Here is a 24,591-nt window from a genome sequence, read left to right as displayed (position 1 = left end):
GTTTTATGGTTGATTCTGCAATCTTTAAAGGAATGTGGCTATTGCCGGCTGGTGTCATGCTGGCCGGCATGGGTCTTTTCCAGGGCAGTCAAGCTGCCATTATTCCAGTGTCTCCCAATGATAGCTTGCAACAGGTTATCACACAGGCAGCACCAGGGGACGTTTTGCGTCTGGTCCCAGGAGAGTATGAGGGCAATGTTGTCATTGATAAACCACTGGTTCTGGAAGGCCCTGCTGATCGCTCAGCCATTATAAAAGGTGAGCGAAAAGGCCGTACGATATGGGTGCAATCGCCTGATGTTGTGATCCGCAGTCTTACTGTTACCCATTCTGGACTGAGTCTGCCAGATATGGATGCGGGAATTTTTCTGGATAAAACTGCCACGAATGCCCTGATTGAAAATAATGATGTACTGAATAATTCTGTGGGCGTTTATGTCTGGGGCCCTCATGATGCACTGGTACAGAATAACCGTATCGTAGGTACTACCGAATTGCGTGTTTCGGAACGGGGTAATGGTGTTACCTTGTGGAACGCACCGGGTTCTAAAATAATCGGCAATGATATTTCCCTGGGGCGCGATGGTGTTTTTTCGAATACCAGCACAAAAAATGTTTTTTCGGGTAACCGCTTTAGCGATTTGCGTTACGGTGTTCATTACATGTATACGAATGATAGCGAAGTGAGCGGGAATATTTCAGTTGACAATGATATTGGCTATGCCATCATGTTTTCAGAAAGGTTGAAGGTTAAAGATAATATTGCTTTTAACAGCCGCGACCAGGCGCTTATGATGAACTATGCCAATGGCTCTGAAATCTCAGGAAATACCATGGTTAACGCAGAAAAATGCGTTTATTTTTACAACGCCAACAATAATATTATCAAGGGAAATCATTTTGAAGGCTGCGATATAGGTATCCATTACACGGGTGCCGCGCAGGGAAACAAGATTAGTGAAAATGCCTTTATTGGCAATCAGAACCAGGTCAAGTACGTGGGAACCCGTTATGACGAATGGTCGGTGGATGGTCGGGGAAATTACTGGAGTGATAACAGCGCCTTTGACCTTGATGGCGACGGGCTTGCTGATACGGCTTATCGACCCAATGATGTCATTGACCAGGTGATCTGGCGGGCACCTGTGTCACGATTGTTATTAAACAGTCCGGCGGTTTCCGTTGTGCGGTGGGCACAGTCACAGTTTCCGGCTATTTTGCCCGGTGGCGTGATTGACAGTGCACCCATCATGAAAATGCCCGAAACACCCTCACTGAAGAAATACAAGGAAATGCAATGAGCATGTATCACGTTACATTGTCGGGTGTCACTAAAGCCTATGGCAAACAGAAGGCCCTGGATAATGTTGACCTGCAGTTAAAGGCCGGTGAATGCGTGGCATTGGCAGGCCATAATGGGGCCGGTAAAAGTACCCTGATCAAATTAATCTTAGGCCTAATTCATCCCACCCAGGGTCAGGTCCAGCTGTTGGGACATGATGCGGCCAGCCGGGCGGCTTCACAGGTGCGTAGCCAGGTTGGTTATTTGCCTGAAACGGTTGCCTTGCATCCTTCCCTTACCGGTACTGAAACACTGGACTTTTATGCCCGGCTGAAAAAACAGCCTTTGTCAGCCAATCACGCCTTGCTGTCACGGGTGGGCATTTCCCAGGCCGCCAAACGTCGTGTGGGTACTTATTCCAAAGGCATGCGCCAGCGCTTGGCCCTGGCTCAGGCTTTGCTTGGAAAACCCAAAGTGCTGCTGTTTGATGAACCCACTACCGGTCTTGACCCGGCATCACGGCAAATGTTTTATGAAATCGTGACCGAGTTGCGTAACCAGGGCTCAACCGTTTTGTTAAGTACTCACGCCCTGGCTGAGCTGGATGGGCAGGCTGACCGTATTGTGGTAATGAAAAACGGGCAAAAGATTGCCGATGGTACCATGTCTGAGTTACGCCAGCAAAGCGGGCTGCCCATCCGGATCCGGATCCAGTTGGCGGCACACAGCAAGCATGCCGGGCAACTGCCACAAGCATGGCACAGGCATAATGAGTCCAGTTTTGAACTGCATTGCACTGAAGAGGACAAGGTTCAGGCAATTTGCAGTTTGGGCCATATCGATGGAATTGATAATATTGAAATACATACACCCAGCCTGGATGATATGTATGCACACTTCCTGCGGAGGGAAGATGTATGAATGCAGTGTTTATTATTACCGGTAAGGAAATCCGTGATGGCATGCGCAACCGTTGGGTGCTTGCTACAACGGTGTTGCTTGCCATGCTGGCCCTGTCGCTGGGTTTTCTGGGCAGCTCGCCCACGGGTGCCGTTAAGGTTGATCCGCTTACGGTTACCGTGGTCAGTTTATCAAGCCTGTCTATTTTCCTGATCCCCCTTATTGCCATGTTGCTTTCGTATGATGCCATTGTTGGAGAGGTTGACCGTGGCACTATGGCTTTGCTGCTGAGTTACCCGGTAAGCCGCTGGCAGATTGTAATCGGCAAGTTTATCGGACATCTGCTTATCTTGACCCTGGCCACTTCAGTTGGTTATGGCATGGCTGGCATTGCATTGCAATTGGCGCATGGTACGGTAGATATCAGCGCATGGGAACCGTTTTTATTTTTGATTATTGCCAGTGTGTTATTGGGTGCCGCGTTTTTGTCAATGGGTTACTTGATTAGCACCCTGGTTCGTGAGCGGGCCACGGCAGCCGGTATTGCGATTGGCGTGTGGCTGTTTTTTGTTGTTATTTTTGATATGGCGCTGCTGGGGGCCCTGGTGGCCGATACTCAACAGAATATTACGGCTTCAATGGTTAATACCATTTTATTGTTCAACCCATCCGATGTTTATCGTTTGCTGAATTTGACAGGGTATGAAAATATTGCCATGTATGCTGGTATGGCCGGGTTAAGTGACCAGGTTAGTTTGGGACGTCCGGTTCTGATACTGGCCCAGCTGTTGTGGATTGTGGTGCCATTTTGTTTTGCCATTTTCTTTTTCAAGAAGAAACAGATATGAAACGATTGCTTTTTTCCGGAATATTGCTGGTTTCGGCCTTGCTTGCCGGTTGTGGCAACGATAGCGGCCAGTCAGAGAATCCCCCTGCACCGTTAGCTGTTACTTCAGACGCCATTGGGCATTATTGTTCGATGGGCATGCTGGAGCATGCGGGGCCCAAAGGCCAGATTTTTGTCAGGGGTTCAGACAAACCTGTTTGGTTTTCAACCATCCAGCAGGTGTTTGCCTATACCCTGCTGCCAGAAGAGCCCAAAGGCCTGAGTGCACTTTATGTGAATGATGCAGGGGCCGTTAGCGACTGGAACCAGCCGGGAGCCAATGAGCATTGGATAGATGCCCGCAAGGCGTTTTATGTTATAGAAAGCCGCTTTGTGGGGGGCATGGGTGTGGAAGATGCCATGCCTTTCAGTGATGAAGCCAAAGCCCGGAATTTTGTTGAAAAACATGGTGGCCGCATTGTGACATTTTCCACTATGCCCGAAGATTATATTTTGAATTACGACGGAGTGATTCGGGCGCCTGTTACCGGTTCTCCTCTTCCAAATGGAGCAAACAAATGAAAACATTTACACCATCACGTCGTCGTTTTATTGGCATATTTGCCGCTTCAGCCGGTTTGGGCATGATGCCCTGGATGGTGCGCAAGGCATCGGCCCTAACACTTGAGCCGGCCGTTTGGCGTGGAATTGCATTGGGTGCGGATGCCGAGTTGCATATTTATCATGCCAGTGCAAAAAAAGCCCGGCAGCTAATAGAGCTGGCGGTGGCCGAGGTGCGCCGGCTGGAAAATATATTCAGTTTATATCAGGAAGACAGCGTTTTAAGCCAGCTTAACCGGGACGGGTTTATTGATAACCCACCGGCCGATTTTATACGTTTGCTTAGTGACAGCAAATATTTCAGCACACTGACTTCGGGTGCGTTTGACCCTAGCGTACAGTCTTTATGGAAGCTGTATGCCGAGCATTTTACCCGGAATCCGGGTGCAACCCATGAACCCGATGCGGCAGAAATCAGGCGTGTGCTGGGCCTGGTTAATCATCGCCAGATTTATATTGAAGACCGGCGTGCCGGATTCCTGATGCCGGGAATGGCCTTGACCCTGAATGGCATTGCACAGGGTTACATTACCGACCGTGTCACGCAGCTGCTGCGCCAGGCCGGACTGGATCGGGCGCTGGTGGACATGGGGGAAATACGTGGGCTGGATGTGAACGAGAGTGGGCCAGACTGGAAGGCCGGTATTCGTGACCCTGAACAGGCAGGGCGGATCCTGGCAACCATCCCCCTGAAAAATGAGGCGCTTTCTACCTCGGGGGGCTATGGCACAACGCTTGATGAAGCGGGTAAATTTACCCATCTGTTCAATCCGCTAAGCGGTGCCTGCCAGCCGGCATATCGCAGTGTTTCAGTACGGGCACCCAATGCGACAACGGCAGATGCTTTGTCAACCGCATTTTCTGTTATGTCATTGGATAATATTAAAGCCGTCGTGAACCAATTGCCGGGTGTTGGTGTTTGGTTGTTAATGCCAGATGGTACGCAAAACCGATTTGGTCAGACAGCCTGAATAACAAACAAACTCCGTTTTTTAACGGAGGTTTGTTGTTGGTTTAAAAACCGGTTTAAAGACATGTGGGTTTGGCATGTTGAGCGGGTTTTAGCGACGGTTGCGTGGTTTGTTGTTATTGCGGGTTGCAGCGGCACCGTTTGCAGGGCGGCCAGGCAAGTGTCTAAAGGTAATACGGCCTTTATTCATGTCGTAAGGTGACATTTCAAGGGATACTTTGTCACCAGCCAGAATGCGGATATGGTGTTTGCGCATTTTTCCACCGGTGTATGCAATTAGCGGGTGGCCGTTTTCCAGGGTGACGCGAAAACGGGAGTCAGGTAGTACTTCGGTTACCAAGCCATTCATTTCTATTAATGCTTCTTTGGCCATAGATTAATCTCCTGTGTGATTGAAAATAACATGCATATGCGGCCTTGGCCGTAAGCTTAAAAAAAAGCGGTATGCGTAGATAGGCGCTGTGGCGCTGGCGGATATCGGGATGTAGCGTTTTTCCGCAATGGGAAAAGAGGTATAGCGTATAGCTGCCTGGCGTTAACCAGGTTCAGGGGTGAATTCTTTAAATATTAAACAATTAATATTTTTGAATAAACGGTTAGGTTAATGATACCCGTTGAATATTACGCCATCATAACGACGACAGTGCACTATTATATCATACTTGACGTTGTTTGTTAACTACAGCTTGGCCTGGTTAGGCAGGTCTTTCAGGGCAGGTGCAGGGGGCAGGCCGGTCACATCCAGGATTTCATGCTCATCCAGGGTTTCGCGCTCTAATAGTGCAGTGACCAGGGCATCCAGTTGTTGGCGATGATCGCGTAGCAATTGTTTGGCCTGCTCGTGGCTGTCATTGATGATTTTATGGACTTCTTCATCTACCAAAGCGGCGGTTTGTTCGCTGACGGCATCAAGCTGTCGCTGGCCCATTCCCAGGTATTGGTTCTGGCGGGCAGCCAGTTTTACCATGCCCAGTTTTTCGCTCATGCCCCAGCGGGTCACCATGTTGTGAGCCAGGTCGGTCGCCTGTTCAATGTCATTTTCAGCACCGGTGGTTTTAGTGCCGTAAACAATTTCTTCGGCAGCCCGTCCGCCCAGCATGCCAATAATACGTGCCCGCAGGTAGGCTTCGGGGTAGTTATAGCGGTCTGCCGGTGGTCGCTGGTAGGTAACGCCCAGGGCCTGGCCACGTGGCACGATACTTACGCGGTTGACAGGATCGGCACCGGGCACGACCAGGCCAAGAATGGCGTGTCCGCTTTCATGATAGGCAATCCGTTCACGGTCGGCCGGGCTCAGGACAATGGGTCGCTCGGGGCCCAGAATGATTTTTTCAAGAGAGTCAATAAAGTCTTTCAGATGGACTTCTTGTTGCCCGCGTTTGGCCGCCAGCAGGGCGGCTTCATTGCACAGGTTTTTAATATCGGCGCCTGACAGTCCTGGCGTGGTGGCGGCCACTTCCATTAAATCTGCATCTTGCGCCAGGGGTTTGTTACGGGTATGCACTTGCAAAATGGCTTCCCGGCCGATTTTATCGGGCAGGTTCACCACCACCCGGCGATCAAAGCGGCCGGCTCTTAACAGGGCCTTGTCCAGAATTTCCGGCTGGTTGGTGGCGGCAAGTACAATGACTTCTTCCTTGCCGGAAAACCCGTCCATTTCTGTCAGGATCTGGTTAAGCGTTTGTTCCTGTTCGCTGGCGCCACCCAGCACGGCCTGGCCCCGGGCACGGCCGATAGAGTCGATTTCGTCAATGAAAATGATGGAGGGCGCATGTTCGCGGGCCTGTTTGAATAAATCCCGTACACGGGCCGCGCCCACACCGACAATCATTTCAACAAATTCAGAACCGCTCATGGAGAAAAAGGGAACCTGGGCCTCGCCGGCAACGGCTTTGGCCAGCAGTGTTTTACCGGTACCCGGTGCGCCCACCAGTAATATACCCCTTGGGGCAGTGGCACCCAACGCCGTGTATTTCTTGGGGTTTTTCAGGAAATCAACAATTTCAACCAGTTCGTTTTCGGCCTCATCAATACCGGCCACATCCTCAAACGTGATTTTTTTATCTTGCTCGTGGTCATAGCGGCGGGCCTTGCTTTTACCCAGGCCAAACATGCCACCGCCCAGTGCGCCGCCGGCCTGTTTTGAGGCACGCCGGTAAAGCCATACGTAAAAGAAGATAATAAGCAGTACCGGGCCAAAGCCAAACAGCAGGTTTGTCAGGGAGCTGCCGGTCTGGATTGGCGACGCGCTGATGGTGACATTATGGTTGGCCAGAAAGGACTCAAGCCCCGGATCGGCGAAGTCTGGCACTACGGTGGAAAATGCAGTGACATTACGTGGCGGCTCTGCCGTGGTTTGCCGGGTAGTGCTTTCGTCAGAAGGCAGACTGACCGGACTGTTGAATTGCCCCTGTATGAGTTGGCCCTGGCTGTGAATGGACTGGACATTGCCCTTGGTAACCTGTTCTTTGAACGTGGTGTAGGGGACAGGAACCGCCTGATCGGCACCAGGTAAAAACCATTGCGTTGCCAGATAATTGACGGCCAGGACCAGCAGGATGATGAGCCAGAACTTACGCTGTGGCAGCCTGGGCGTGCCGGGGCGGCCCGGCGTATTGTTAAATGAATTGCCTGAAGAAGAATTGTTGCCGTTTTTCATCGTGCTTTGATTGCTCTGGAATTGTTATAGGGCGAAGGATTTGCGACTTTGCCTATCATAGCATTGAAAATGTAACTTCTTTCCATGGTCAGGCCGATGTGTTGTCTGCCATCCGGTTATGGCAAAGTCGCTGGTTCGCCCTATGTCTTAGGGTACCGTTTCGCCAAAATTGCCGTCACGAAAATCCTGCAGGGCCTGATAAAGCTCTTCCTGGGTATTCATGACAAAAGGCCCATACTGGGCAATGGGTTCATTCAGTGGCTGGCCTGAAATTAGCAGTACCCGGGCATCGGCACTGGCTTGAATCACTACCCCATCGGCCTGAGCCTGATTTTCAAGGATTGCCATGCGCTGTACCGGCACAGCTTTTCCTTCAATCGACACTTCACCACGGTAAACATAGACAAAGGCATTGTGAGTGGCGGGCAGGGGTTGCACGAAACGGCTGCCGGCCGGCATATTCAGGTCAAGATAAAGCGGCTCGGTTACTTCACGGGTGACCGCACCGGCGACACCATGGCTGCTGCCGGAAATCACGGTTACGTCAACACCTTCCGGCGACCTGAATTTGGGCAGTTCTCCGGCTTTAATATCTTTGTACCAGGGTTGGATCATCTTGTCCCGGGCAGGCAGGTTTAGCCAAAGTTGAAAGCCTTCCATGAGACCTTCTTCCTGTTGAGGGATTTCAGAGTGGATGACGCCTTTGCCCGCTACCATCCATTGAACGCCGCCATTCTCCAGCAAGCCTTCGTTTCCGGCGCTGTCACGGTGTTTCATGCGCCCGGCAATCATATAGGTAATGGTTTCAAAACCACGGTGAGGATGGTCTGGGAAACCGGCAATGTAGTCATCGGCCTTATCGCTGCCAAAGTTGTCCAGCATCAGGAATGGGTCAAGGCGGCGTTGCAGGTTTTGGGTTAGAACCCGGGTCAGTTTAACGCCCGCACCATCAGAGGTGGGCTGGCCGGCAATAATATGCTCTACCCCACGAGGGTGGGTAACGGTGCTGTGGCTGGTGTTCATGTTTTGCTCCTTGCCGGTATGCTTCATCTGCAGCATGCTGCTTGCAATACCGGAAATGGGGGGATTAATCGTATTATTCCACTATACACAAGACACCGGTACTGAAAAACCGGCAAAATGGGTCACATTGTTTCACCAAGGGAACAATGACTGCCTGGGCGGGCAATATCACTGTTTTTCCAGGGTGTGTATTTCCTGAATGTTGGCTACAATGGTCAGAAAATGAGCAAGGTCAGGCGTGGGTTGTCCAGGCACTTTGGCCAAATCATCCCAGCGGCGCAACCGTATGGCATCAACGGCATAGGGTTGTTGCATGAATGTTTCAACCTGGTCTTCACTGAATATCCCGCCCTGCAATTCAAGACTGTGCACTGATGCTGGTGACAGAGTGGAAAAATAGGTCTCATCAATAGCGCACAGACAGCGTTTTGCATCGACATGCATGCGGATGGGTTCAAGTACGGCCGCAGGCAGGCTTTCCTGCAGAAATGGAAGGACAAACACCTGGTGACGGTGGTCTGTTTCCTGGTCAGGCCCGGTGCTTTCCTGCTGTGCCTGAATGATATGGCCCAGGTCATGTAAAAGGGCAGCGGCAATCAGGGAATGGGGTGCCCCTTCCGATTCAGCCAATGCCGCTGTTTGCAAGGCATGTTCCAGTTGGGTAACGGCTTCGCCACCGTAAAGCGAGGCACCGTGTTTTTCAAACAGGGATTGAATATCATCAAGAGAAAGGTTCATGTCAGGTAGCTGTTTATGGTTAAAAGGATGAAGCCTAGCCTTGGTCGGTTACGATAGCATGACAGCCTGAGCTTCATTGGCAGGCCTGACAAAAATGGCATGAAAGGTTATCAATCGATTAATACTCCGTCTTCATGAAACAGATAGGGCCCTTCAAACTTTCCGGATGCGGCCAAGTGTGATACCAAGACCCTGTTTTGTGCATCCCAGGCATGTAAACGGAATCCCGGGGGCTCTAGTATCCAGGTGGATTCGGCATTGTCATCCAGATCCAGGGTGACCTGATGAGCGGGCGCAGGGGCCGTAGAGGCTATTGTTCCACCAAAGCGTACATCAATAACGCGATGCAGGTGGCCGCAAATGATGCGTTCGATGTTGTTGTATTGCGATACTATCGCTGCCAGCTCGTTTGACCCGGTTTGTAATCCAATTTTATCCATATGTCCGATCAGTGTCCGGAAGGGCGGGTGATGCATGGCAATGACAACCGGTTGGCCTTCACTGGCTTCCAAAGTTTCTTGTAACCATTGCAGTCGTGCCTTGCACAGTTCTCCCCCGCTTTGCTGCGGGATAACGGTGTCAAGCGCAACCAGGCGCAGTTCACCAATATCCACTGCGTACTGGATAAATTCGCCGTTTTGCATGTAGTCATGTTCGGGAAAAGCGGCACGCAGGTTCTGCCTGTCGTCGTGGTTGCCGGGCAGAAAATAGACAGGCATGTCCAGGGGCGCAAGCAGGGCACGCAAATGGGCGTATTCAGCCGGGCGGCCGAAATCGGTCAGGTCACCGGTCAGTACAACCGCATCAGGCTGCTGGCGCAATGCCAGTACCGACTCAACACAGGTGCGCAGGTAAGGGGCGGTGTCCAGACGGCCGTAAGCCAGCTTTTGGGGTTCGCGAATATGAAGGTCGGTCAGTTGGGCAATGATTGTCATGGTTTAACGTTTGTTTAATGGTTATTGGCAGGCATGAGACGGATGGTATCGATATGAAGACTGAGGGTTTCACCAACCCTGAAAACGGTATCGCCAGGCTGTTCTGCCATTAAAACCTGTTGATTATGGGTTTTCAATTGCAACTGTATCCGATCGCCCAGGAATGCCCGTCGCTCTATGGTGACCTGTGGCAGGCCTTCAATGGCAGGGACAAGTTTGACATCTTCAGGGCGCAGCAACACGGCAGTTTGTGATTTTAAATGATCGGGGCAGGAAAGCGCCACATCACCAAATGAAATCAGTCCGTGAATGATGGCGTTTTCATCACGTTCAATCCGGTTGACCCGGCCCAGGAATTGCGCCACAAAAGGATGTGCCTGTTTGCGATACAATGATTCCCCATCACCAACCTGGATGATTTCACCGGCACACATAATGGCCAGGCGATCGGCAATAGCCAAGGCTTCCTGCTGGTCGTGGGTAACATGTACGGCGGTAATGCCCAGTCTGCGCAGCAAATCGGCCAGCTCATCACGCAGCGATTCCTTTAGCTTGGCGTCCAGGGCTGCCAGGGGTTCGTCCAGCAACAGGACTTGCGGCTTGACTGCGACAGCTCGTGCCAGGGCCACCCGCTGGCGCTGGCCACCTGACAATTCACTGGGACGTTTTTTTTCCAGACCATTCAGGTGAACCAGATCAATCAGTTCCCCTACAGTCTGGCGCTGCACATCTGCTGGCACACCCCGAACTCTTAGGCCATAGGCGATATTGGTTTCCACTGACATTTGGGGAAATAGGGCATAGCTTTGGAATACCATGCCAATGTCACGTTTTTCAACCGGCAATTGGGTAACGTCACGGTTGGCAAACAGGATTTTACTGCCACTATTGGCGGTTTCCAGTCCGGCCAGCAGGCGCAGTAATGTTGTCTTGCCACAACCTGATGGCCCCAGCAAGGCGATGACTTCGCCCGGGTTGATAGTCAGGTTGACCGGTTTTAGGCCCCGTGTGCCGTCAGGGTAGGTTTTGGCGCAGTCAATAATGTCAATACGGGTTTTTTCAATATTCATTTAATTCTCCGGTTGGTGCCGGCTTTCAGTGTGGCGGACAGTCAATGGCTTCAGTTGCCGTAGCGATTTTGGACCCAGTTTGCAACGCCTTGCAGCACCCAGAGGATAGGCAGGATGACCAGGATGAAAATAAGCGTGTAGGCCGAGCCCACTTCAATTCTCATCGACGCATAACTGTCTGCCAGGCCCACTGGAAGGGTTCTTGTCAGGGGTGTGTGCAACATCCATGTGAGGTTAAACTCGCCAATCGAGAGGGTGAAGACCATGAGTATGCCGGCCAGAATGGATGGAAAGATGGCGGGTACCAGTACACCCAGAAAGCGCTGGGTGAATGAAGCCCCCAGCGTACGGGCAGCTTCTTCAATGGCCAGCAGGTCGGGTCGCTGGAACGCCGAACAGACGGTTCTAACCATGAAGGGCAGGGTAAACAGGATATGTCCTATCAGGATAAAACCATAGCTTTGGCGCAGAAAATTGACGTTGCCATAGGCAAGAATGAGTGCCAGTGCAGTTGCCAGACCAGGTATGGCTACAGGCAGCATCAGGGTTTCCTCAAAGGCACGGCTAAAGCGTGATTGGCTGCGTGCCAGGGCATAAGCACAGGGCACGCCGAGCACCAGCGTACAGGCAACACATGCCAAAGCCAGCAATACGGATTGCACCCATGGCGGTGGCAAAGACAATTGCGCCGCAGGCTACCGTGGTGGGTGCCAGCTGTGGCAACCAGACGTCTCGGGTAATGTCCCATCGCGATGCGCCCAGTAAAATAATGAAGAAACCAATAATGACCCCGGGAAAGGCCAGGGGGGCCGTTAACAGGGAAAGCAGTACCTGGCGGCCGGCAAAGCGCCGGCGTGCCAGATAAATGCCCACTGCGCCACCAACCAGCAGGGTGGTTATCGTGGTGACCAGTGACAACAGCGTGGTATTGATCATGCTCCACATATATCGTGAATCGGTTAACACCAGGAAATAAGTCTGCCATCCTTTTTCTGCAGGCAATGCCACCAGCAGTACTGCCGGCAATAACCAGAATGCGGTAAAGAATGCCGTAGCGGGCGCAAGGCAGGCAAGCAGTAAAGGATTGTGGTGCCTTGAAGCTGGCTCGTGGCCTGGCAGTGTGGTTTCCCGGTTCATTTCATCCCTTATGTCGATATATGGTTATTCATGTTTGTGTTATTAACGCACTTCTTTCATGTAGCGGTCGGAAAAATCGCGCTGCACGTCGGCCATGCGGCCATAGTCAATGGCTTTGACGCGGGAATAGTCGGCGGCGGGCAGAAACTTGGCTTCCACATCTTTGGGCATCGCTTGCGCACGTACCGGGCGAAGGAAAGCACGGGCCCAGATGGCCTGGCCTTCGTCGGACATGACAAAATCAAGGGCCTTGCGTCCGTTGTCGGCATGCGGTGCATTGGCAACCAGGCCCATGACGTAGGGAACGGCAACCGTGCCTTCTGCGGGAATCACAAATTCCACATTGGCCTGGTCTTTGTATTTTGCGCGGTAGGCATTGAAGTCATAATCCAGAAGAATGCCGATTTCACCGGAAAGCAGGCGCGCATAGGATGTCTGCTTGGGAACAATGGGTTCATTGGCTTGCAGGGATTTGAAGTAATTGATGCCAGGCGAGAAATCTTCCAGTGAACCGCCCAGTGCTTCGTTGACAGCGACCGCACCGACATAACCGACAAAAGCGGAAGAGGGGTCAAGATAGCCAACCAGACCCTTGTATTCGGGTTTGAGCAGATCTTGCCATGACTGGGGAATGGGTTTGCCATCCAAGGCATCCACATTGACCATGAAGCCCATGGTGCCGGAATGGGTGGTAAACCAGTGGCCATCAGGGTCTTTCAGGTCTGACGGGATGTCTTCCCAGTTGAGCGGCTTGTAAGTGTCCAGCACGCCTTCTTTTTGCGCCTGTACGGCAAATGAAATGCCCAGATAGGTGATATCGGCAACCGGATTGGATTTTTCTGCCACCAGTTGTGCCAGTGATTGCCCGGAGTTTTTGTTGTCAGGCGGAATGGCAATGCCGGTTTTTTCCTTGATGACCTTGAGCTGGGTACCCCAATCGGCCCATTCTGTCGGGCAGTTGTAACAGATGGCGGTTTGTGCTGATGCCGCAGAAGCCGTAAATCCAAGCGCAAGTACGCTGGCTTGTGCGAAACGTTTTAAAAGACTGGACATCGTAATCTCCAAGTTGAGTGGGAAGTTAACAGGTATGTTACGTATTGGCGCAGTGTGGAGCAGGGGCCTGCGCGCAGGATTCACCCCATTGAAACTGACAGGCCAGCGTGAGGCTTTCCCGCGATTCGGGAACTCTGCTTTCATTAATGGCCTTTACAAGCAACAGGACACTTTGGCGTCCCATTTCGTAGTTGGGTTGTGAGATGGTGGACAGGGCGGGCGTCAGGTCTTGGCCAAGCTGTATACCATCAAAACCGGTTACGCTGATATCCTGGGGAACACGCAGGCCACACTGGTGTGCGGCACGAATGGCGCGTATGGCCAGCAGGTCGTTGGAGCAGATCAGGGCGGTAGGACGATTATCCTTTTTCAGGGAAACTGAAATTTGTTCAATAGCGGTTTCCACAAAGGGAACCTCTATCAATTCGGCGGCCTCAAGTCTTGCCTGTCTCATGCCTGACACAAAACCGGCATAACGTTGTTGTGCCCGATCAGAAGTTTTTAATTGTCCGCACACCATTGCAATACGGGTGTGACCAAGATGAACCATTTTCTGGACCAGTTCATGGACGGCCAACTCACCTTCAACCGATACACAGGGATGATCGGGGTGGCGGTTGTATATCAGCGTATAGGGGGTTTTGCTGGTTTTCAGCCGTTCAAGAGCCTTTGAGGATTGGGCATCTGAAACTACCAGAATCACGCCATCCACGCCAAAGGCCTGCAACTGTGCTACGGCCTCCATTTCGTGGTTGACTTTATATTCTGTTGTGGCCGGCATGATGGCGTAGCCATGTGTGGCTGTCGCTTGCGCAATGCCTTGCAGGCATTCCGTGAAGACGGGGTTGTTCAGGGTTGGCAACACCACTCCCAGAACCCGGCTGCGTTGTGTGCGTAAGGTTCTTGCTGAAGCATTTGGGCGGTAGCCATGTTCCCGGGCGACATGCAGAACTTGTTCCCGGGTGGTTTCACTGACCTGTTCGGGTGAATTGAAAACCCGTGAAACGGTTGCGGGTGACACGCCGGCACGGGTGGCAATGTCCAGAATGGAAATACGGTCGCTACGTTGCTTCATGGTTGACAGGTTGATTGAATGAAATCGTTTTCAGAAAACGATTTCATTCTATGTGCAGCCTATTACATTGGTATGACAGCCTTGCTGTTATTACCGAAATAAAAAAATGGCGATGAACCAAGCTGTATTCAGTTACTCTACGTCAATACAGATTTTTAGCTTATTAAGGGAAAGATCCATGTGGAATGAACGTTATGCCAGTGAAGAGTATATGTATGGCACGGAACCGAATGCTTTTCTGGCGGAGCACGCGGCCATGTTGAAAGGGCCGGTTTTGTCGCTGGCAGAAGGAGAGGGCAGGAATGCCGTTTTTCTGGCCTCGTTGGGCCTTGAGGTGCTTGGTGTGGACAGCTCAGATGTCGGGCTTGACAAAGCGCAGGCACTTGCCGGTAAAAAAGGGGTGAAAATTCAGACGGAAGTGGCTGATCTGGCCGAGTTTGAACCACAGGAAAATCATTATGCTGCGGTTGTATCCATTTTTGCCCACTTGCCTGGCAGTATCAGGCGACGGCTTTATCCATTGGTGGAAAAAAGCCTGAAGCCGGGCGGTATTTTCCTGCTGGAGGCCTATACCGAAGAGCAGCTGCCCCGCAAGACCGGGGGGCCCAAAGACCTGGATATGTTAATGAGCAAGGCCAAGATTGAACAGGATTTTGCCAATTATGAACCTGTTCTTTTGCGAGTGTTGGAACGGGAGGTGCAGGAGGGCCAGTTACATACCGGACTGGCTTCGGTGATTCAGTTTATTGGCAGGAAAAAAGCATAGCCATTGTATGGCCGGCTTTATTGGGCCCAATATGTTTTTGGGGTACCAAATCCCCTGGTCCATCATGAACCAGTCAGGTTTCGATTGGGCCGGTATGCTCGAGCCTGCGTATATGAACGGTTCCAATGCGTTGTTCTTCGATGCTTGCCACCCGTAACTCAAACTGCTCATGGATCAGGGTTTCGCCCTCCACGGGCAGGCGACCAAATCGGCTGATCATATAACCGCCCAGGGACGCGTAGTCGCCTTCAACGCTAACCAGTCCTTCTGTTTGAAGTGCAATCTCCAGTTGATGAAGGTCTGCACTGCCCGCCACTGTCCATTGTCCTGGTCCGGTGGCCTGTATTTCCATGGTTTCGTCTTCATCGGGAAACTCACCGGCAATCGCCTCAAGGATGTCAATGGGAGAGACCACGCCCAGGAGCTCACCGAACTCGTCACTGACCAGAACGATTTGTCCGCTGGCCCGACGCAAGGTTTCGATCAGGTTGATCGCAGTAATGGACTCCGGTACGTAAATCGGGGTACGCAGGCTGTTTTTTTCATCTATTTTTCCATCTCGGATCAGGTCACCAAGCAGGTCTTTCACGCGGGCCACCCCAACAACATTATCCATCGAGCCGCGGCAGACCGGGAAATAACCATGAGGCACTTCAAGCAGTTTTTTACGGATTTTTTCAGGATCTTCATCCAGATTCACCCATGAGATATCGGAGCGGTGCGTCATGATGGAGCGCACGTTGCGTTCGGCCAGCGTCAGCACACCACTGACCATACTGCGTTCTTCAGGTGCAAAGGTGGCGGGTAGCATGGATTCGGGCGTATTGGCCAGCTCTCCGATGTGTTCCTCTTGTGACTGGCGTCCACCCAGCAGGCGAAGAACCGCCTTTGAAGTGCGCTCACGCATGGGGAAACGGGCCTGTTCCCGGACAATATTGCGTCGGGCAATTTGATTCAGGGCCTCAATCATGATAGAAAAACCAATGGCTGCATACAAATAACCTTTGGGCAGATGAAAGCCCAGGCCTTCAGCGAACAGGCTCAGGCCGATCATGAGCAGGAAGCTCAGGCACAGCACGACAACGGTGGGGTGTGCGTTCACGAAGCGTGTCAGCGGCTTGGAAGCGACCAGCATGACACCGATGGAGATGATGACCGCCGCCATCATGACCGGCAACTGGTCTACCATGCCAACAGCCGTGATGACCGCATCCAGGGAAAAAACGGCATCCAGCACCACAATTTGTGTGACAACGACGCCAAAGCTGGCATAACCGCCCGAGGCAGACCCTTTGTGAGAGACGCCTTCAAGCCGTTCGTGAAGTTCCGTGGTGGCCTTGAAAAGCAGGAATAGTCCCCCGACCAGCAATATCAGGCTGCGGCCTGAAAAACCATGTCCGAAGAGACTGAACAGGGGGGTGGTTAGCGTGACGATCCAGGAAATGACTGAAAGCAGGCCCAGTCGCATGAGTAACGCCAGTCCAAGGCCGATGACACGGGCCCTGTCCCGCTGGTGAGGCGGCAGTTTTTCAACCAATATGGCGATGAAAATGAGGTTGTCGATGCCAAGGACGATTTCCAGAACGACAAGCGTTGCAAGACCTATCCAGGCGGCGGGGTCCATGAGTAGTTCAATCATTGTGTTTTCGGGTAAAGGCGTGGCAAGGCAAACAGGCGTACAGTGACATTGGCCCGGGATGGATGAATCCGAAGCGGGCTATAGGGCGTAACGGGGTATGCAGTGCAAAAGACAATCGAAGTTTGGCTGGCGTGGGCCAGCACCGTACTGGGTGGTTCCGTGTCAGAAGCCATAAAGTGGTTTCAATTGAAATAAGATAAACAATAGGTGGCTGGAACGATATGTTATTGTGTTGTTGGGTGATCCTAGCACGTGAATATGACAATTACAAGATACAAACATGACATATTGAGAGGTTTCCTGTTTGTTTTTAAACGCAGTAGACCGGTCAGATTGGTGATGCAAAATCAGTGATGCAGCTCATGCCGGACATGATTTCAACGTTGGGGCGAGGCGGCGAATATGATATAGTTGCGGGCTATGCAAATCCTTCAGGATCCACCTCGATACAAGATGACACGCTTCTGGCAAATTCTTTTTTGCCTGACAGTTTTGTCGTTCCTGTGCCGGGCGCTGATTCCTGTCGGCTATATGCCCGACTTTTCCGGTGCCCGCGACGGAAGGTTTTCCATTACCATCTGTACCGCTGCGGGTACCAGCACCATACTGGTGGATGCAAACGGGCAGCCAGTCGAACCATCGTCAGGCGATTATTTTGACAATCAGAATTGCTCATTTTGCCTGCTTGCATCGCAAATATTAATCCCCGCATCGCAAGCGCCTGCCTTGGTGACGTTCGTTACGCAACGTCCTGCCCCATTGCTGCATGGCAATGAAGCACTCCCTCCTTTGCCCGCCCTGGGCCCGCCGCTGGGCTCCCGCGCCCCTCCTTTAAGCCTCGGTTAACTTTTTGCCAGTGATTGTGTTTGCCTCAATCATGCCTTGACGATCGTTTTCCGAGGTTTTTTTGTGTTTATTTTCCATTCCCGCTTACGCGACAGCGTCAGGCCGGTTGTGCTATTGCCTTTTCTTGCGTCTGATTTAAATATCAGGCCTGCGCCCAGGCATTAAATCTTTCCGGCAATCGGTGAATCGGTCAATCCATCGGTAACAATCGTCTATTACAGACTCTGGTAACGTCCGGCGTCACAGTCAGTTTGCGTCCGTGCTTTGTTACCTATAAACATAAATAGATATATAAATTCACAAATGACATATTTTAATCTTGTTTTCCTATCACGTTTTCGCCTGTCAGCACTGGCTTTCCCTACGGTGGCCGGTGCCTTATTGGGTACAGTCTGGACCAATACCAGCGCTGCCAGTGTCACTCAATTGGATCCCATTGTGGTAACGGCATCGGCAAGCGAACGCTTGTTGGAAGATGCGCCCGCCAGTGTCACGGTGTTAAGCGGCGAGGAGCTGGGTCGCCGGCCGATTTATGATGTGGCCCAGGCGGTAGAGGGGTCTCCCGGTGTTACGTTAAGTAGTGTGGGTATTAATGGCAAGGGTATTTCAATTCGCGGCATGAAAACAGACCATACCCTGGTCTTGTATGACGGCATGCGTATCAACCAGTCGGGTCCCCTTATTTTCGGTTCGGATTTTGAGCACGGCTGGATGCCTGCGGAAGCCATTGAACGTATTGAAATTGTCCGTGGTCCCATGTCTTCGCTTTACGGTTCAGAGGCGCTGGGCGGTGTTGTCAACGTGATATCACGACGTGCCACCGATGAGTGGGTCAGTGTTTTTTCTGCCGATGGCGTTTTTCCCCGCACCAGTCGGGGCGGCGACCGTCATCGTCTGGGTGCCTACGTGTCGGGCCCATTAATTCAGGACGTGCTTGGCCTGACGGTGTCCGGGCAATATCAACACACGCAAGCCTTATATACTCCCCAAAGCGCAATGCCCACGGCTTTTCATGAAACCTCCATGGGGTACCGGAAAGACCTGTTGGGCACGGTGGGTTTAACCTGGACGCCCGATGACAGACAGCGCCTGGACGCCTCCATGAGTGTCGGCAAAGAAGATCGTTGGCGCAACAGTACCACTTACCGTTCAGACGACAATATCCACCGGCAGCGCCTTTCCCTGTCACACTCCGGAGACTGGGATTGGGGGGAAAGTGAAGTCAAGCTGTACCGCTCCAACCTCAAGCGTGTCAATGACCGGACAGACGGTGGCAGCACCGGCCCGCACCAGTTTACCGATAAGGTTGCCAGTGGCATGATCAGCTTTGAGCCATTATCAGGGCATACCGTCACGCTGGGTGGTGAATTGCGCAAGGAAATCCTGGAAGATCCCACCGTGAATGCGTCCGGTCGGGAAAATGCCTCCCACAAGGCTTTCTTCCTGCAGGATGAAATGATACTTGGAGAAAACTGGGAGTTGCTGTTTGGCAGCCGTTTCGACCACCATCCCAACTATGGCTGGCAGACCAGTCCGCGTGCCTATGTGTTGTATCATTTCAATGATGAACTTGTTTTCAAGGGGGGTGTGGGCAAGGGTTTCCGTGCTCCCACGCTTAAACAGCTGTCACCCGGTTATCGCGGTACATGGGGTCGAGGCTCGGAAATTTTCGGCAACCCGGACCTGAAACCCGAGACCTCGGTGTCGTATGAAGCGGGTTTTGACTATAACGCAGAAAGCTGGCAAGCCAATGCCATGCTGTTCCTGAACCAGGTTGATGACCTGATTGACAGCCACTGTGTTTCCGGGTGTAGCGGCAGGACCAAAACGTACGAGTACATTAACATCAACAAGGCCCGCATTAGCGGCCTGGAACTGGGCTTTGGGGTGGAACTGCCCTGGCAGCTCCAGTTGAATGCCAACTATACCTATCTGGACGCCGTGGACCGTACCGGCAAAACGCGTCTGACTGACCGCCCTCGACATACCGCCAATGCCACATTGAACTGGCAGCCGGCAGATGACTGGGATGCCAGCCTCAGGTGGCAGTATGTTGGTTCACAACGAACGACTTCAGGATCTGGCTACCAGCCGGCCTATTCAATCCTCTCCCTGTATGGCAGTTACGATGTCAACCGTCATGTGACCTTGCGTGCGGGTATCGAAAACCTTACCGACAAGCGTCTGGCCGATGAGTCTGCAGACTATGTGTTCAGTGATGAAGGGCGTCGTTTGTTCGTTGGCATGGAAATGAGGTTTTAAGCATATGCGAAAGCTCATTCTTAATCTATGGATGCTGTTGTGGTGCCTGGGTGTTTCCGGGTTTGTACAGGCTCAACCTGCCGTTGATGCTTCGGCACCGCTTGTCAAAGTCGTCACCAACCGTTCGGTGCTGCCGGCAAAATTCCATGTGCTGGCACCGATTGCCGAACGTGCGGGTGTCCGGCTTGAACACGTGGATGTTGGCACGATAGGTGCACCCGCCGGGCATTGGTTGCAGGGCGCCAGCCTGGTGGTGCTGGATACGCCACGGCCCAGTGCCCGTGCCGAAGTGGATGGTGTGATCGGTGAAAACCTGCGGCAGGGGAATATCCCCTGGCTTAGGGTTGGCAGCCGTGTTGAAGACTTTGGTGGCATGACGGCCGAACAGGCCCGGCAACTGTCCAGCTATTACACCAACGGCGGTACCGGCAATTACGGGCTGTTTTTCCAGGCCGCCAAAGACCTTGCCGAAGGCCGTTCCATTGCCTCGCTGCCGGCTGCCGAACCGGTGCCTGAGACCGGGTTTTATCATCCGGCCGCCCCGCAGGTATTCGAGTCGCTTGAGCCTTACCTGGCCTGGGCCCGGGCACGCATGCCCCAGCCCGTTGGCCACGTTGCCTTCCTGATTCACAATGGCGTGGTCAGTGACATGCAGACGCAGCTTATTGATGCCCTGATTACCGCCGCCGAAGCCAGAAACATCTTGCCGCTTGCCTTCTGGTATGACAGCAGTGATCCCAAGGCGTTGACGAAGGTTGTCAAGCCGGCCGGTGCCGATGCGATGGTCAACCTGCGCATGACGCAGAATAGCACCGAGCGCGCTGCCGAACTGGCGCAATTGGGTATCCCCGTGATCCAGACCCTGACCTATCGTGAGGGCGATCAGGCCCAATGGCTGGCAGCGCCCAGTGGTGTGGCGCAAAGGGTTGTGCCGATTTTTATGGCCATTCCAGAAACCTGGGGCATGAGCGACCCGATGGTGCTGTCTGCCCTGCAGGACGGAGCGGCGGTGCCCATGGCCGAACAGGTGGACGGTTTGCTGGATAAATTGCGCAAGTTGATGGAGTTACGTCGCAAGCCTGCCAGCGGCAGGCAGCTGGCACTGATGTTCTGGAATTATCCGGCCGGTGAGCGCAATTTCGGTGCTTCGCACTTAAACGTGCCGGCCAGCATTGAAAACATGACCCGGGTGCTGAACCGGGCCGGCTATGACATTGACCCCATCAGCGAAGCAGACATGATCGAAAAGGGCCAGGCCATGCTGTCCATGCTGTACCGAAGCAGCCCGCCAGAAGATCTGCTGGCCCGGGGCCTGGCGGCGGCGCTGCCGGTTTCGCAATACCAGGCATGGCTGGACAAATTGCCTCCCGGGCCACGCGAAGGCATGGCTGTCTGGGGGAATCCGGCAGACCATTGGGCGGTACACACGGTGGATGGCGTGCCCGCGTTCGTTATTCCCAGAATGAAGTCGGGCAATCTGGTTGTCATGCCACAAATGCCCAGAGCTGCGGAAATGGGTGGCAATTACCACGATGAGTCGATGGCTCCTGATCATTTGTACATGGCGGCTTATTTGTGGGTGCGCGAAGCGTTTGGTGCCAACGCCCTGATCCATCTGGGTACCCATGGCACCCAGGAATGGTTGCCTGGCAAGGACAGGGGGCTTTCCATGAGTGACTATCCCTTTCTGGCATTGGGAGATTTGCCCGTTTTCTATCCCTATATCCAGGATAACGTCGGCGAGGCGCTGCAGACACGACGCCGGGGCAGGGCGGTTTCCATCAGTCATCAAACGCCGCCTTTCGCATCGGCAGGACTTTATGACGAACTGCGCGATATGTTTACACTAATAGAAGAGTATGAGCAGCTGGACGAAGGTGCCGTGCAGCAGGCGGTCATGGAAAAAATCCTGGCCGCCACGCGCGATTCCAGCATGATTCAGGACTTGGGCTGGCAGGAAAGTCAGGCGCGTGATGATTTTTCGGGTTTTCTGCAGGTTTTGCACGATCATTTGCAGTCGCTGGCCCAAACCGCCATGCCACTGGGGTTGCATCGTTTTGGCCAGCCTTCTGCGCCGGAGCACCGGCTTTCCGTGGTGATGCAACAGCTGGGCCAGCCTTTTTATGAGGCGCTGGGTTTGCCGGATGGGGTGTTTGCGGAAGATTTCACGAAGCTGCAAAGCAGTGTTCCTTATCAAACCCTGAACCGTTACCTGCGTGAGGGTGAAGATATTGCCACGGCTGTGCCTGAACTTCAGGCGCATCTGCGGCGTGCCCAAGAGCTGGACGCGGGCCTGGCTGATACCGGCGAGATGGAAGCGTTATTAAGCGGCTTGTCGGGCGGTTTCGTGTTGCCGGGGCCGGGGGGCGATCCCATACGCAGTCCCGGTTTGGCCGGCGGCCGTAACCTGTATGCGCTGGAGCCCGATAAATTGCCCACGCCTGCCGCTTATGAAAGCGGTGGCACGGCATTGATGCAACTGGTGGATACTTATCGCAGTGAGCATCAGGGCGCCTGGCCCCAACGCCTGGCATTCAGCCTGTGGGCGGGCGAAGCGGTGCGTCATCAAGGCATTACCGAAGGGCAGATCCTGCACGCACTGGGCCTCAAACCGGTATGGGCGCGCAATGGCCGGGTTTCCCGTCTGGAAATTATTCCTGCCGCTACCCTGGGCAGGCCGCGTATTGACGTTGTCATCCAGACAACGGGGGTGTACCGGGATCAGTATGACGGTTTTATGCGCTTGCTTGCCGAGGCCATGAACCAGCTTGCGGACCTGGATGAACCGGTTAATCCGGTTGCGTCCAATACAAAGCGGATCACGGCCGAACTGCTGGCATCGGGCATGTCGGCAGACGAGGCAACGCAGGCTGCCCGCTACCGGATTTTCAGCAGTGCACCGGGCAATTACGGCACTGGTCTGCCCGGCATGATGCAGCAATCCACCCAGTGGGAAGGGGATGCCGCCCTGGCCGGGCAGTTCCTGAATCGCATGCAGTATGCCTATGGCAGTGAAGGCTGGGCTACCAAGCCCTCTTCGGCCAACCTGCTGGCGGCCCAGTTGCGGGGCACCGATGCAGCGGTCATGTCACGTACCTCAAATATACATGGCGTGCTTTCCACCGATCATCCATTCGAATTTCTGGGTGGGCTGTCGGTGGCGATCCGGCATCTGGATGGCAAAAGCCCACTGCTGTATATCTCTGATTTGCGCCAAAAAGAACCCAAGACCACTTCCATGCAAGCGTTTTTGTCCAATGAGATGCGGGTCAGATACCTGAACCCGCACTGGATACAGGGCATGCAAAATGAAGGTTATGCCGGCACGCTGGAAGTTGTGGATACGGTTAATAACCTGTTCGGCTGGCAGGCCGTAGACCCCGGTACCGTGAGGTCCGATCAATGGCAGGCCATCTTCGACACTTATATTGAAGATACCCGTCAATTGGGTACGAATGAATGGTTTGAGCAGCACAACCCCACCGCCCAGGCGCAGTTGCTGGAACGCATGGCCGAAGCCATACGCAAAGGCTATTGGGATGCGCCCGAAGCCACCCGGCAGGCGCTGGCCGGGCGCTGGCAGGAACTGGCGCAGCAGTTCAATGCCACGGCCGGAGATCCGCTGACACAGGCTTTTGTGGCGGACATGGCCCAAGGGTTTGGCCTTGCGCAAGCGACTGCACAAGCAGGTGCCGCAACACCTGAGCCCGCTTCTTCTGCTGATCCCCTGGTACAGGCACCGTCCGCGGTCAGTGGCCAGGTTATGCAACCCGTGGAAACGGCGCCGCCATCGTTTCCCTGGATGCTGTTTTTTTCACTTTCCCTGCTGGGTGTCGCCACTTTGTATGGCGCGCTGCGTCAATGGCGTGGGGCCCATACAAGGTCTGCACACGCATAATTTTTTTGGAGTATTAAATGAACTTTCTTGAATCGGGCCTGTATGAACTTGCCGGGCTTTTCCTTGCACCCGTACTTGTAATGATTTTGCTTTGCCTGTTGTATTCCTTTGCCTCGCTGGGCGGTTTTGCCGTTGAGTGGTGGCAACGGCGCCAGCAACGCGCGCAATCGGTGCTGCACCAGCAGCATGCCAGGCATGGCGGCACTGCCGATGACTTGGAACTATGGATTATGCACCGCCTGGAGCTGTTGCGTATTGTATCGCGCACGGCACCCATGCTGGGTTTGATTGCCACCATGATACCCATGGGCCCGGCCTTGCTGGCGCTTGGCGGGGGCAATGCGGCTGGTGTGGGCGAGAACCTGGTCACGGCTTTTTCAGCGGTTATTCTGGCATTGATTGCGGCCAGCGTTACGTTTTCCATCTTGACGGTACGGCGACGCTGGCTGTTGCAGGAACTGCGTGAGCTGGAACGCCAGGGCTTGCTTGTGGCACAGGAGGCCTGAACATGCGATTTCTGGAATCTGATGATGCAGATGATCCCATCCTTTCGGTGGTTAACATGATTGACCTGTTTCTGGTGGTGATAGGGATTTTAATGGTGGTGGTTGCCCTTAACCCGCTTAATCCGTACGCCGCCCAGGATGTGATTGTGATTGAAAACCCCGGCAAGGCCAATATGACCATGACCATTAAAGAGGGTGAAGAGCTGACCCGTTATGAGTCTAATGGTGAAATCGGGCAGGGGCAGGGCATCAAGGCCGGCATTACCTACCGGCTGGATGACGGGCGCATGATTTATGTGCCCGAAACGGCTGTTGCCCAGTAAGGGCACCTTGTTGTTGGAAAGCATTGCTTGCCCGTTACCGGGCAAGCAATGCTTATAAAACA

Annotated in this window: 22 protein-coding genes and 1 pseudogene; 11 read left to right on the top strand and 12 right to left on the bottom strand. The window is 53.2% G+C overall.

What is annotated here, in order from left to right; translation table 11 throughout:
• Positions 1-5: 5 nt before the first annotated feature.
• The 5 genes from IE074_RS05620 to IE074_RS05600 are packed head-to-tail and all read left to right on the top strand — an operon-like array spanning position 6 to position 4,600.
• On the top strand, positions 6-1,301 hold the full coding sequence (locus IE074_RS05620; protein WP_189384454.1) for a nitrous oxide reductase family maturation protein NosD: 1,296 nt from the start codon (positions 6-8) through the stop codon (positions 1,299-1,301).
• A complete protein-coding gene (locus IE074_RS05615; protein ID WP_189384453.1) occupies positions 1,298-2,203 on the top strand; it encodes an ABC transporter ATP-binding protein in 906 nt (301 codons plus the stop codon). Before IE074_RS05620 ends, IE074_RS05615 begins: the two co-directional genes overlap by 4 nt.
• Positions 2,200-3,030: an ABC transporter permease gene (locus IE074_RS05610; RefSeq protein WP_189384452.1), complete on the top strand. Its 831-nt coding sequence runs from the start codon at positions 2,200-2,202 to the stop codon at positions 3,028-3,030. Before IE074_RS05615 ends, IE074_RS05610 begins: the two co-directional genes overlap by 4 nt.
• Positions 3,027-3,590, top strand: a complete 564-nt coding sequence (locus IE074_RS05605) for a nitrous oxide reductase accessory protein NosL (RefSeq protein ID WP_189384451.1) — start codon at positions 3,027-3,029, stop codon at positions 3,588-3,590. Before IE074_RS05610 ends, IE074_RS05605 begins: the two co-directional genes overlap by 4 nt.
• Positions 3,587-4,600, top strand: a complete 1,014-nt coding sequence (locus IE074_RS05600; protein ID WP_189384450.1) for an FAD:protein FMN transferase — start codon at positions 3,587-3,589, stop codon at positions 4,598-4,600. Before IE074_RS05605 ends, IE074_RS05600 begins: the two co-directional genes overlap by 4 nt.
• Positions 4,601-4,690: 90 nt before the next feature.
• On the opposite strand, the gene infA is transcribed toward IE074_RS05600, so the two are convergent.
• The 10 genes and pseudogenes from infA to IE074_RS05550 form a co-directional block, all read right to left on the bottom strand.
• On the bottom strand, positions 4,691-4,972 hold the full coding sequence (gene infA, locus IE074_RS05595; RefSeq protein WP_189384449.1) for a translation initiation factor IF-1: 282 nt from the start codon (positions 4,970-4,972) through the stop codon (positions 4,691-4,693).
• Positions 4,973-5,278: 306 nt separating this feature from the next.
• The gene (ftsH, locus tag IE074_RS05590; RefSeq protein WP_189384448.1) at positions 5,279-7,258 is read right to left on the bottom strand and encodes an ATP-dependent zinc metalloprotease FtsH; all 1,980 of its coding nucleotides are present in this window, start codon (positions 7,256-7,258) and stop codon (positions 5,279-5,281) included.
• A 147-nt stretch (positions 7,259-7,405) separates the two neighbouring features.
• Positions 7,406-8,281, bottom strand: a complete 876-nt coding sequence (locus IE074_RS05585) for a pirin family protein (protein ID WP_189384447.1) — start codon at positions 8,279-8,281, stop codon at positions 7,406-7,408.
• A 168-nt stretch (positions 8,282-8,449) separates the two neighbouring features.
• On the bottom strand, positions 8,450-9,019 hold the full coding sequence (locus IE074_RS05580; protein WP_189384446.1) for a phosphonate degradation HD-domain oxygenase: 570 nt from the start codon (positions 9,017-9,019) through the stop codon (positions 8,450-8,452).
• A 110-nt stretch (positions 9,020-9,129) separates the two neighbouring features.
• The gene (locus IE074_RS05575; protein WP_189384445.1) at positions 9,130-9,954 is read right to left on the bottom strand and encodes a phosphodiesterase; all 825 of its coding nucleotides are present in this window, start codon (positions 9,952-9,954) and stop codon (positions 9,130-9,132) included.
• A 14-nt stretch (positions 9,955-9,968) separates the two neighbouring features.
• Positions 9,969-11,024: an ABC transporter ATP-binding protein gene (locus IE074_RS05570; protein ID WP_189384444.1), complete on the bottom strand. Its 1,056-nt coding sequence runs from the start codon at positions 11,022-11,024 to the stop codon at positions 9,969-9,971.
• 50 nt (positions 11,025-11,074) lie between these two features.
• Positions 11,075-11,680: pseudogene (locus IE074_RS05565) on the bottom strand (ABC transporter permease); the annotation flags it as partial.
• Positions 11,589-12,161 (bottom strand): ABC transporter permease subunit, encoded by a 573-nt coding sequence (locus IE074_RS05560; protein WP_373297772.1) that lies wholly within the window; start codon positions 12,159-12,161, stop codon positions 11,589-11,591. The pseudogene IE074_RS05565 and the gene IE074_RS05560, both read right to left, overlap by 92 nt.
• 42 nt (positions 12,162-12,203) lie before the next feature.
• On the bottom strand, positions 12,204-13,214 hold the full coding sequence (locus tag IE074_RS05555) for an ABC transporter substrate-binding protein (protein ID WP_189384442.1): 1,011 nt from the start codon (positions 13,212-13,214) through the stop codon (positions 12,204-12,206).
• Between the two features lie 37 nt (positions 13,215-13,251).
• Positions 13,252-14,268 carry a LacI family DNA-binding transcriptional regulator gene (locus IE074_RS05550; protein ID WP_189384487.1) on the bottom strand — a complete coding sequence of 339 codons (1,017 nt, stop codon included), beginning with the start codon at positions 14,266-14,268 and terminating at the stop codon, positions 13,252-13,254.
• 199 nt (positions 14,269-14,467) lie between these two features.
• Here IE074_RS05550 and IE074_RS05545 point away from each other — a divergent pair, with 199 nt between their 5' ends.
• Complete coding sequence (locus tag IE074_RS05545; protein WP_189384441.1) at positions 14,468-15,055, top strand: SAM-dependent methyltransferase; 588 nt, start codon at positions 14,468-14,470, stop codon at positions 15,053-15,055.
• A 73-nt stretch (positions 15,056-15,128) separates the two neighbouring features.
• Here the strand turns inward: IE074_RS05545 and IE074_RS05540 are convergent, their stop codons facing one another.
• Positions 15,129-16,691: a TerC family protein gene (locus IE074_RS05540; RefSeq protein WP_189384486.1), complete on the bottom strand. Its 1,563-nt coding sequence runs from the start codon at positions 16,689-16,691 to the stop codon at positions 15,129-15,131.
• Entirely contained in the window at positions 16,691-16,867 is a 177-nt protein-coding gene (locus IE074_RS05535) for a hypothetical protein (protein ID WP_189384440.1), read from the bottom strand. Before IE074_RS05535 ends, IE074_RS05540 begins: the two co-directional genes overlap by 1 nt.
• 280 nt (positions 16,868-17,147) lie before the next feature.
• On the opposite strand from IE074_RS05535, the gene IE074_RS05530 reads away from it, so the two are divergent.
• The 5 genes from IE074_RS05530 to IE074_RS05510 all read left to right on the top strand — a co-directional run bounded on the left by IE074_RS05530 (position 17,148) and on the right by IE074_RS05510 (position 24,529).
• A complete protein-coding gene (locus IE074_RS05530) occupies positions 17,148-17,540 on the top strand; it encodes a DUF2946 family protein (RefSeq protein WP_189384439.1) in 393 nt (130 codons plus the stop codon).
• 303 nt (positions 17,541-17,843) lie between these two features.
• Entirely contained in the window at positions 17,844-19,802 is a 1,959-nt protein-coding gene (locus IE074_RS05525) for a TonB-dependent receptor domain-containing protein (RefSeq protein ID WP_189384438.1), read from the top strand.
• Positions 19,803-19,806: 4 nt separating this feature from the next.
• On the top strand, positions 19,807-23,700 hold the full coding sequence (cobN, locus tag IE074_RS05520; protein ID WP_189384437.1) for a cobaltochelatase subunit CobN: 3,894 nt from the start codon (positions 19,807-19,809) through the stop codon (positions 23,698-23,700).
• 17 nt (positions 23,701-23,717) lie between these two features.
• Positions 23,718-24,206 (top strand): MotA/TolQ/ExbB proton channel family protein, encoded by a 489-nt coding sequence (locus IE074_RS05515; RefSeq protein WP_189384436.1) that lies wholly within the window; start codon positions 23,718-23,720, stop codon positions 24,204-24,206.
• A 2-nt stretch (positions 24,207-24,208) separates the two neighbouring features.
• Positions 24,209-24,529 (top strand): DUF2149 domain-containing protein, encoded by a 321-nt coding sequence (locus IE074_RS05510; protein ID WP_189384435.1) that lies wholly within the window; start codon positions 24,209-24,211, stop codon positions 24,527-24,529.
• The last annotated feature ends 62 nt before the right edge of the window (positions 24,530-24,591 follow it).

It is taken from the genome of Advenella faeciporci (assembly GCF_014652395.1).
Lineage (GTDB): Bacteria > Pseudomonadota > Gammaproteobacteria > Burkholderiales > Burkholderiaceae_B > Advenella > Advenella faeciporci.
This window is presented reverse-complemented; position numbering and strand designations above follow the sequence as displayed.

What these genes read in the sequence shown, in the direction of transcription:
- IE074_RS05515 (WP_189384436.1), top strand. Translation starts at nt 23,718, where the DNA reads ATGAACTTTCTTGAATCGGGCCTGTATGAACTTGCCGGGCTTTTCCTT.
- IE074_RS05560 (WP_373297772.1), bottom strand. Translation starts at nt 12,161, where the DNA reads ATGAACCGGGAAACCACACTGCCAGGCCACGAGCCAGCTTCAAGGCAC.
- IE074_RS05510 (WP_189384435.1), top strand. Translation starts at nt 24,209, where the DNA reads ATGCGATTTCTGGAATCTGATGATGCAGATGATCCCATCCTTTCGGTG.
- IE074_RS05610 (WP_189384452.1), top strand. Translation starts at nt 2,200, where the DNA reads ATGAATGCAGTGTTTATTATTACCGGTAAGGAAATCCGTGATGGCATG.
- IE074_RS05545 (WP_189384441.1), top strand. Translation starts at nt 14,468, where the DNA reads ATGTGGAATGAACGTTATGCCAGTGAAGAGTATATGTATGGCACGGAA.
- infA (WP_189384449.1), bottom strand. Translation starts at nt 4,972, where the DNA reads ATGGCCAAAGAAGCATTAATAGAAATGAATGGCTTGGTAACCGAAGTA.
- IE074_RS05535 (WP_189384440.1), bottom strand. Translation starts at nt 16,867, where the DNA reads ATGGCTTCTGACACGGAACCACCCAGTACGGTGCTGGCCCACGCCAGC.
- IE074_RS05575 (WP_189384445.1), bottom strand. Translation starts at nt 9,954, where the DNA reads ATGACAATCATTGCCCAACTGACCGACCTTCATATTCGCGAACCCCAA.
- IE074_RS05530 (WP_189384439.1), top strand. Translation starts at nt 17,148, where the DNA reads ATGACACGCTTCTGGCAAATTCTTTTTTGCCTGACAGTTTTGTCGTTC.
- ftsH (WP_189384448.1), bottom strand. Translation starts at nt 7,258, where the DNA reads ATGAAAAACGGCAACAATTCTTCTTCAGGCAATTCATTTAACAATACG.
- IE074_RS05580 (WP_189384446.1), bottom strand. Translation starts at nt 9,019, where the DNA reads ATGAACCTTTCTCTTGATGATATTCAATCCCTGTTTGAAAAACACGGT.
- IE074_RS05600 (WP_189384450.1), top strand. Translation starts at nt 3,587, where the DNA reads ATGAAAACATTTACACCATCACGTCGTCGTTTTATTGGCATATTTGCC.
- IE074_RS05615 (WP_189384453.1), top strand. Translation starts at nt 1,298, where the DNA reads ATGAGCATGTATCACGTTACATTGTCGGGTGTCACTAAAGCCTATGGC.
- IE074_RS05620 (WP_189384454.1), top strand. Translation starts at nt 6, where the DNA reads ATGGTTGATTCTGCAATCTTTAAAGGAATGTGGCTATTGCCGGCTGGT.
- IE074_RS05525 (WP_189384438.1), top strand. Translation starts at nt 17,844, where the DNA reads ATGACATATTTTAATCTTGTTTTCCTATCACGTTTTCGCCTGTCAGCA.
- IE074_RS05585 (WP_189384447.1), bottom strand. Translation starts at nt 8,281, where the DNA reads ATGAACACCAGCCACAGCACCGTTACCCACCCTCGTGGGGTAGAGCAT.
- IE074_RS05570 (WP_189384444.1), bottom strand. Translation starts at nt 11,024, where the DNA reads ATGAATATTGAAAAAACCCGTATTGACATTATTGACTGCGCCAAAACC.
- IE074_RS05605 (WP_189384451.1), top strand. Translation starts at nt 3,027, where the DNA reads ATGAAACGATTGCTTTTTTCCGGAATATTGCTGGTTTCGGCCTTGCTT.
- IE074_RS05555 (WP_189384442.1), bottom strand. Translation starts at nt 13,214, where the DNA reads ATGTCCAGTCTTTTAAAACGTTTCGCACAAGCCAGCGTACTTGCGCTT.
- cobN (WP_189384437.1), top strand. Translation starts at nt 19,807, where the DNA reads ATGCGAAAGCTCATTCTTAATCTATGGATGCTGTTGTGGTGCCTGGGT.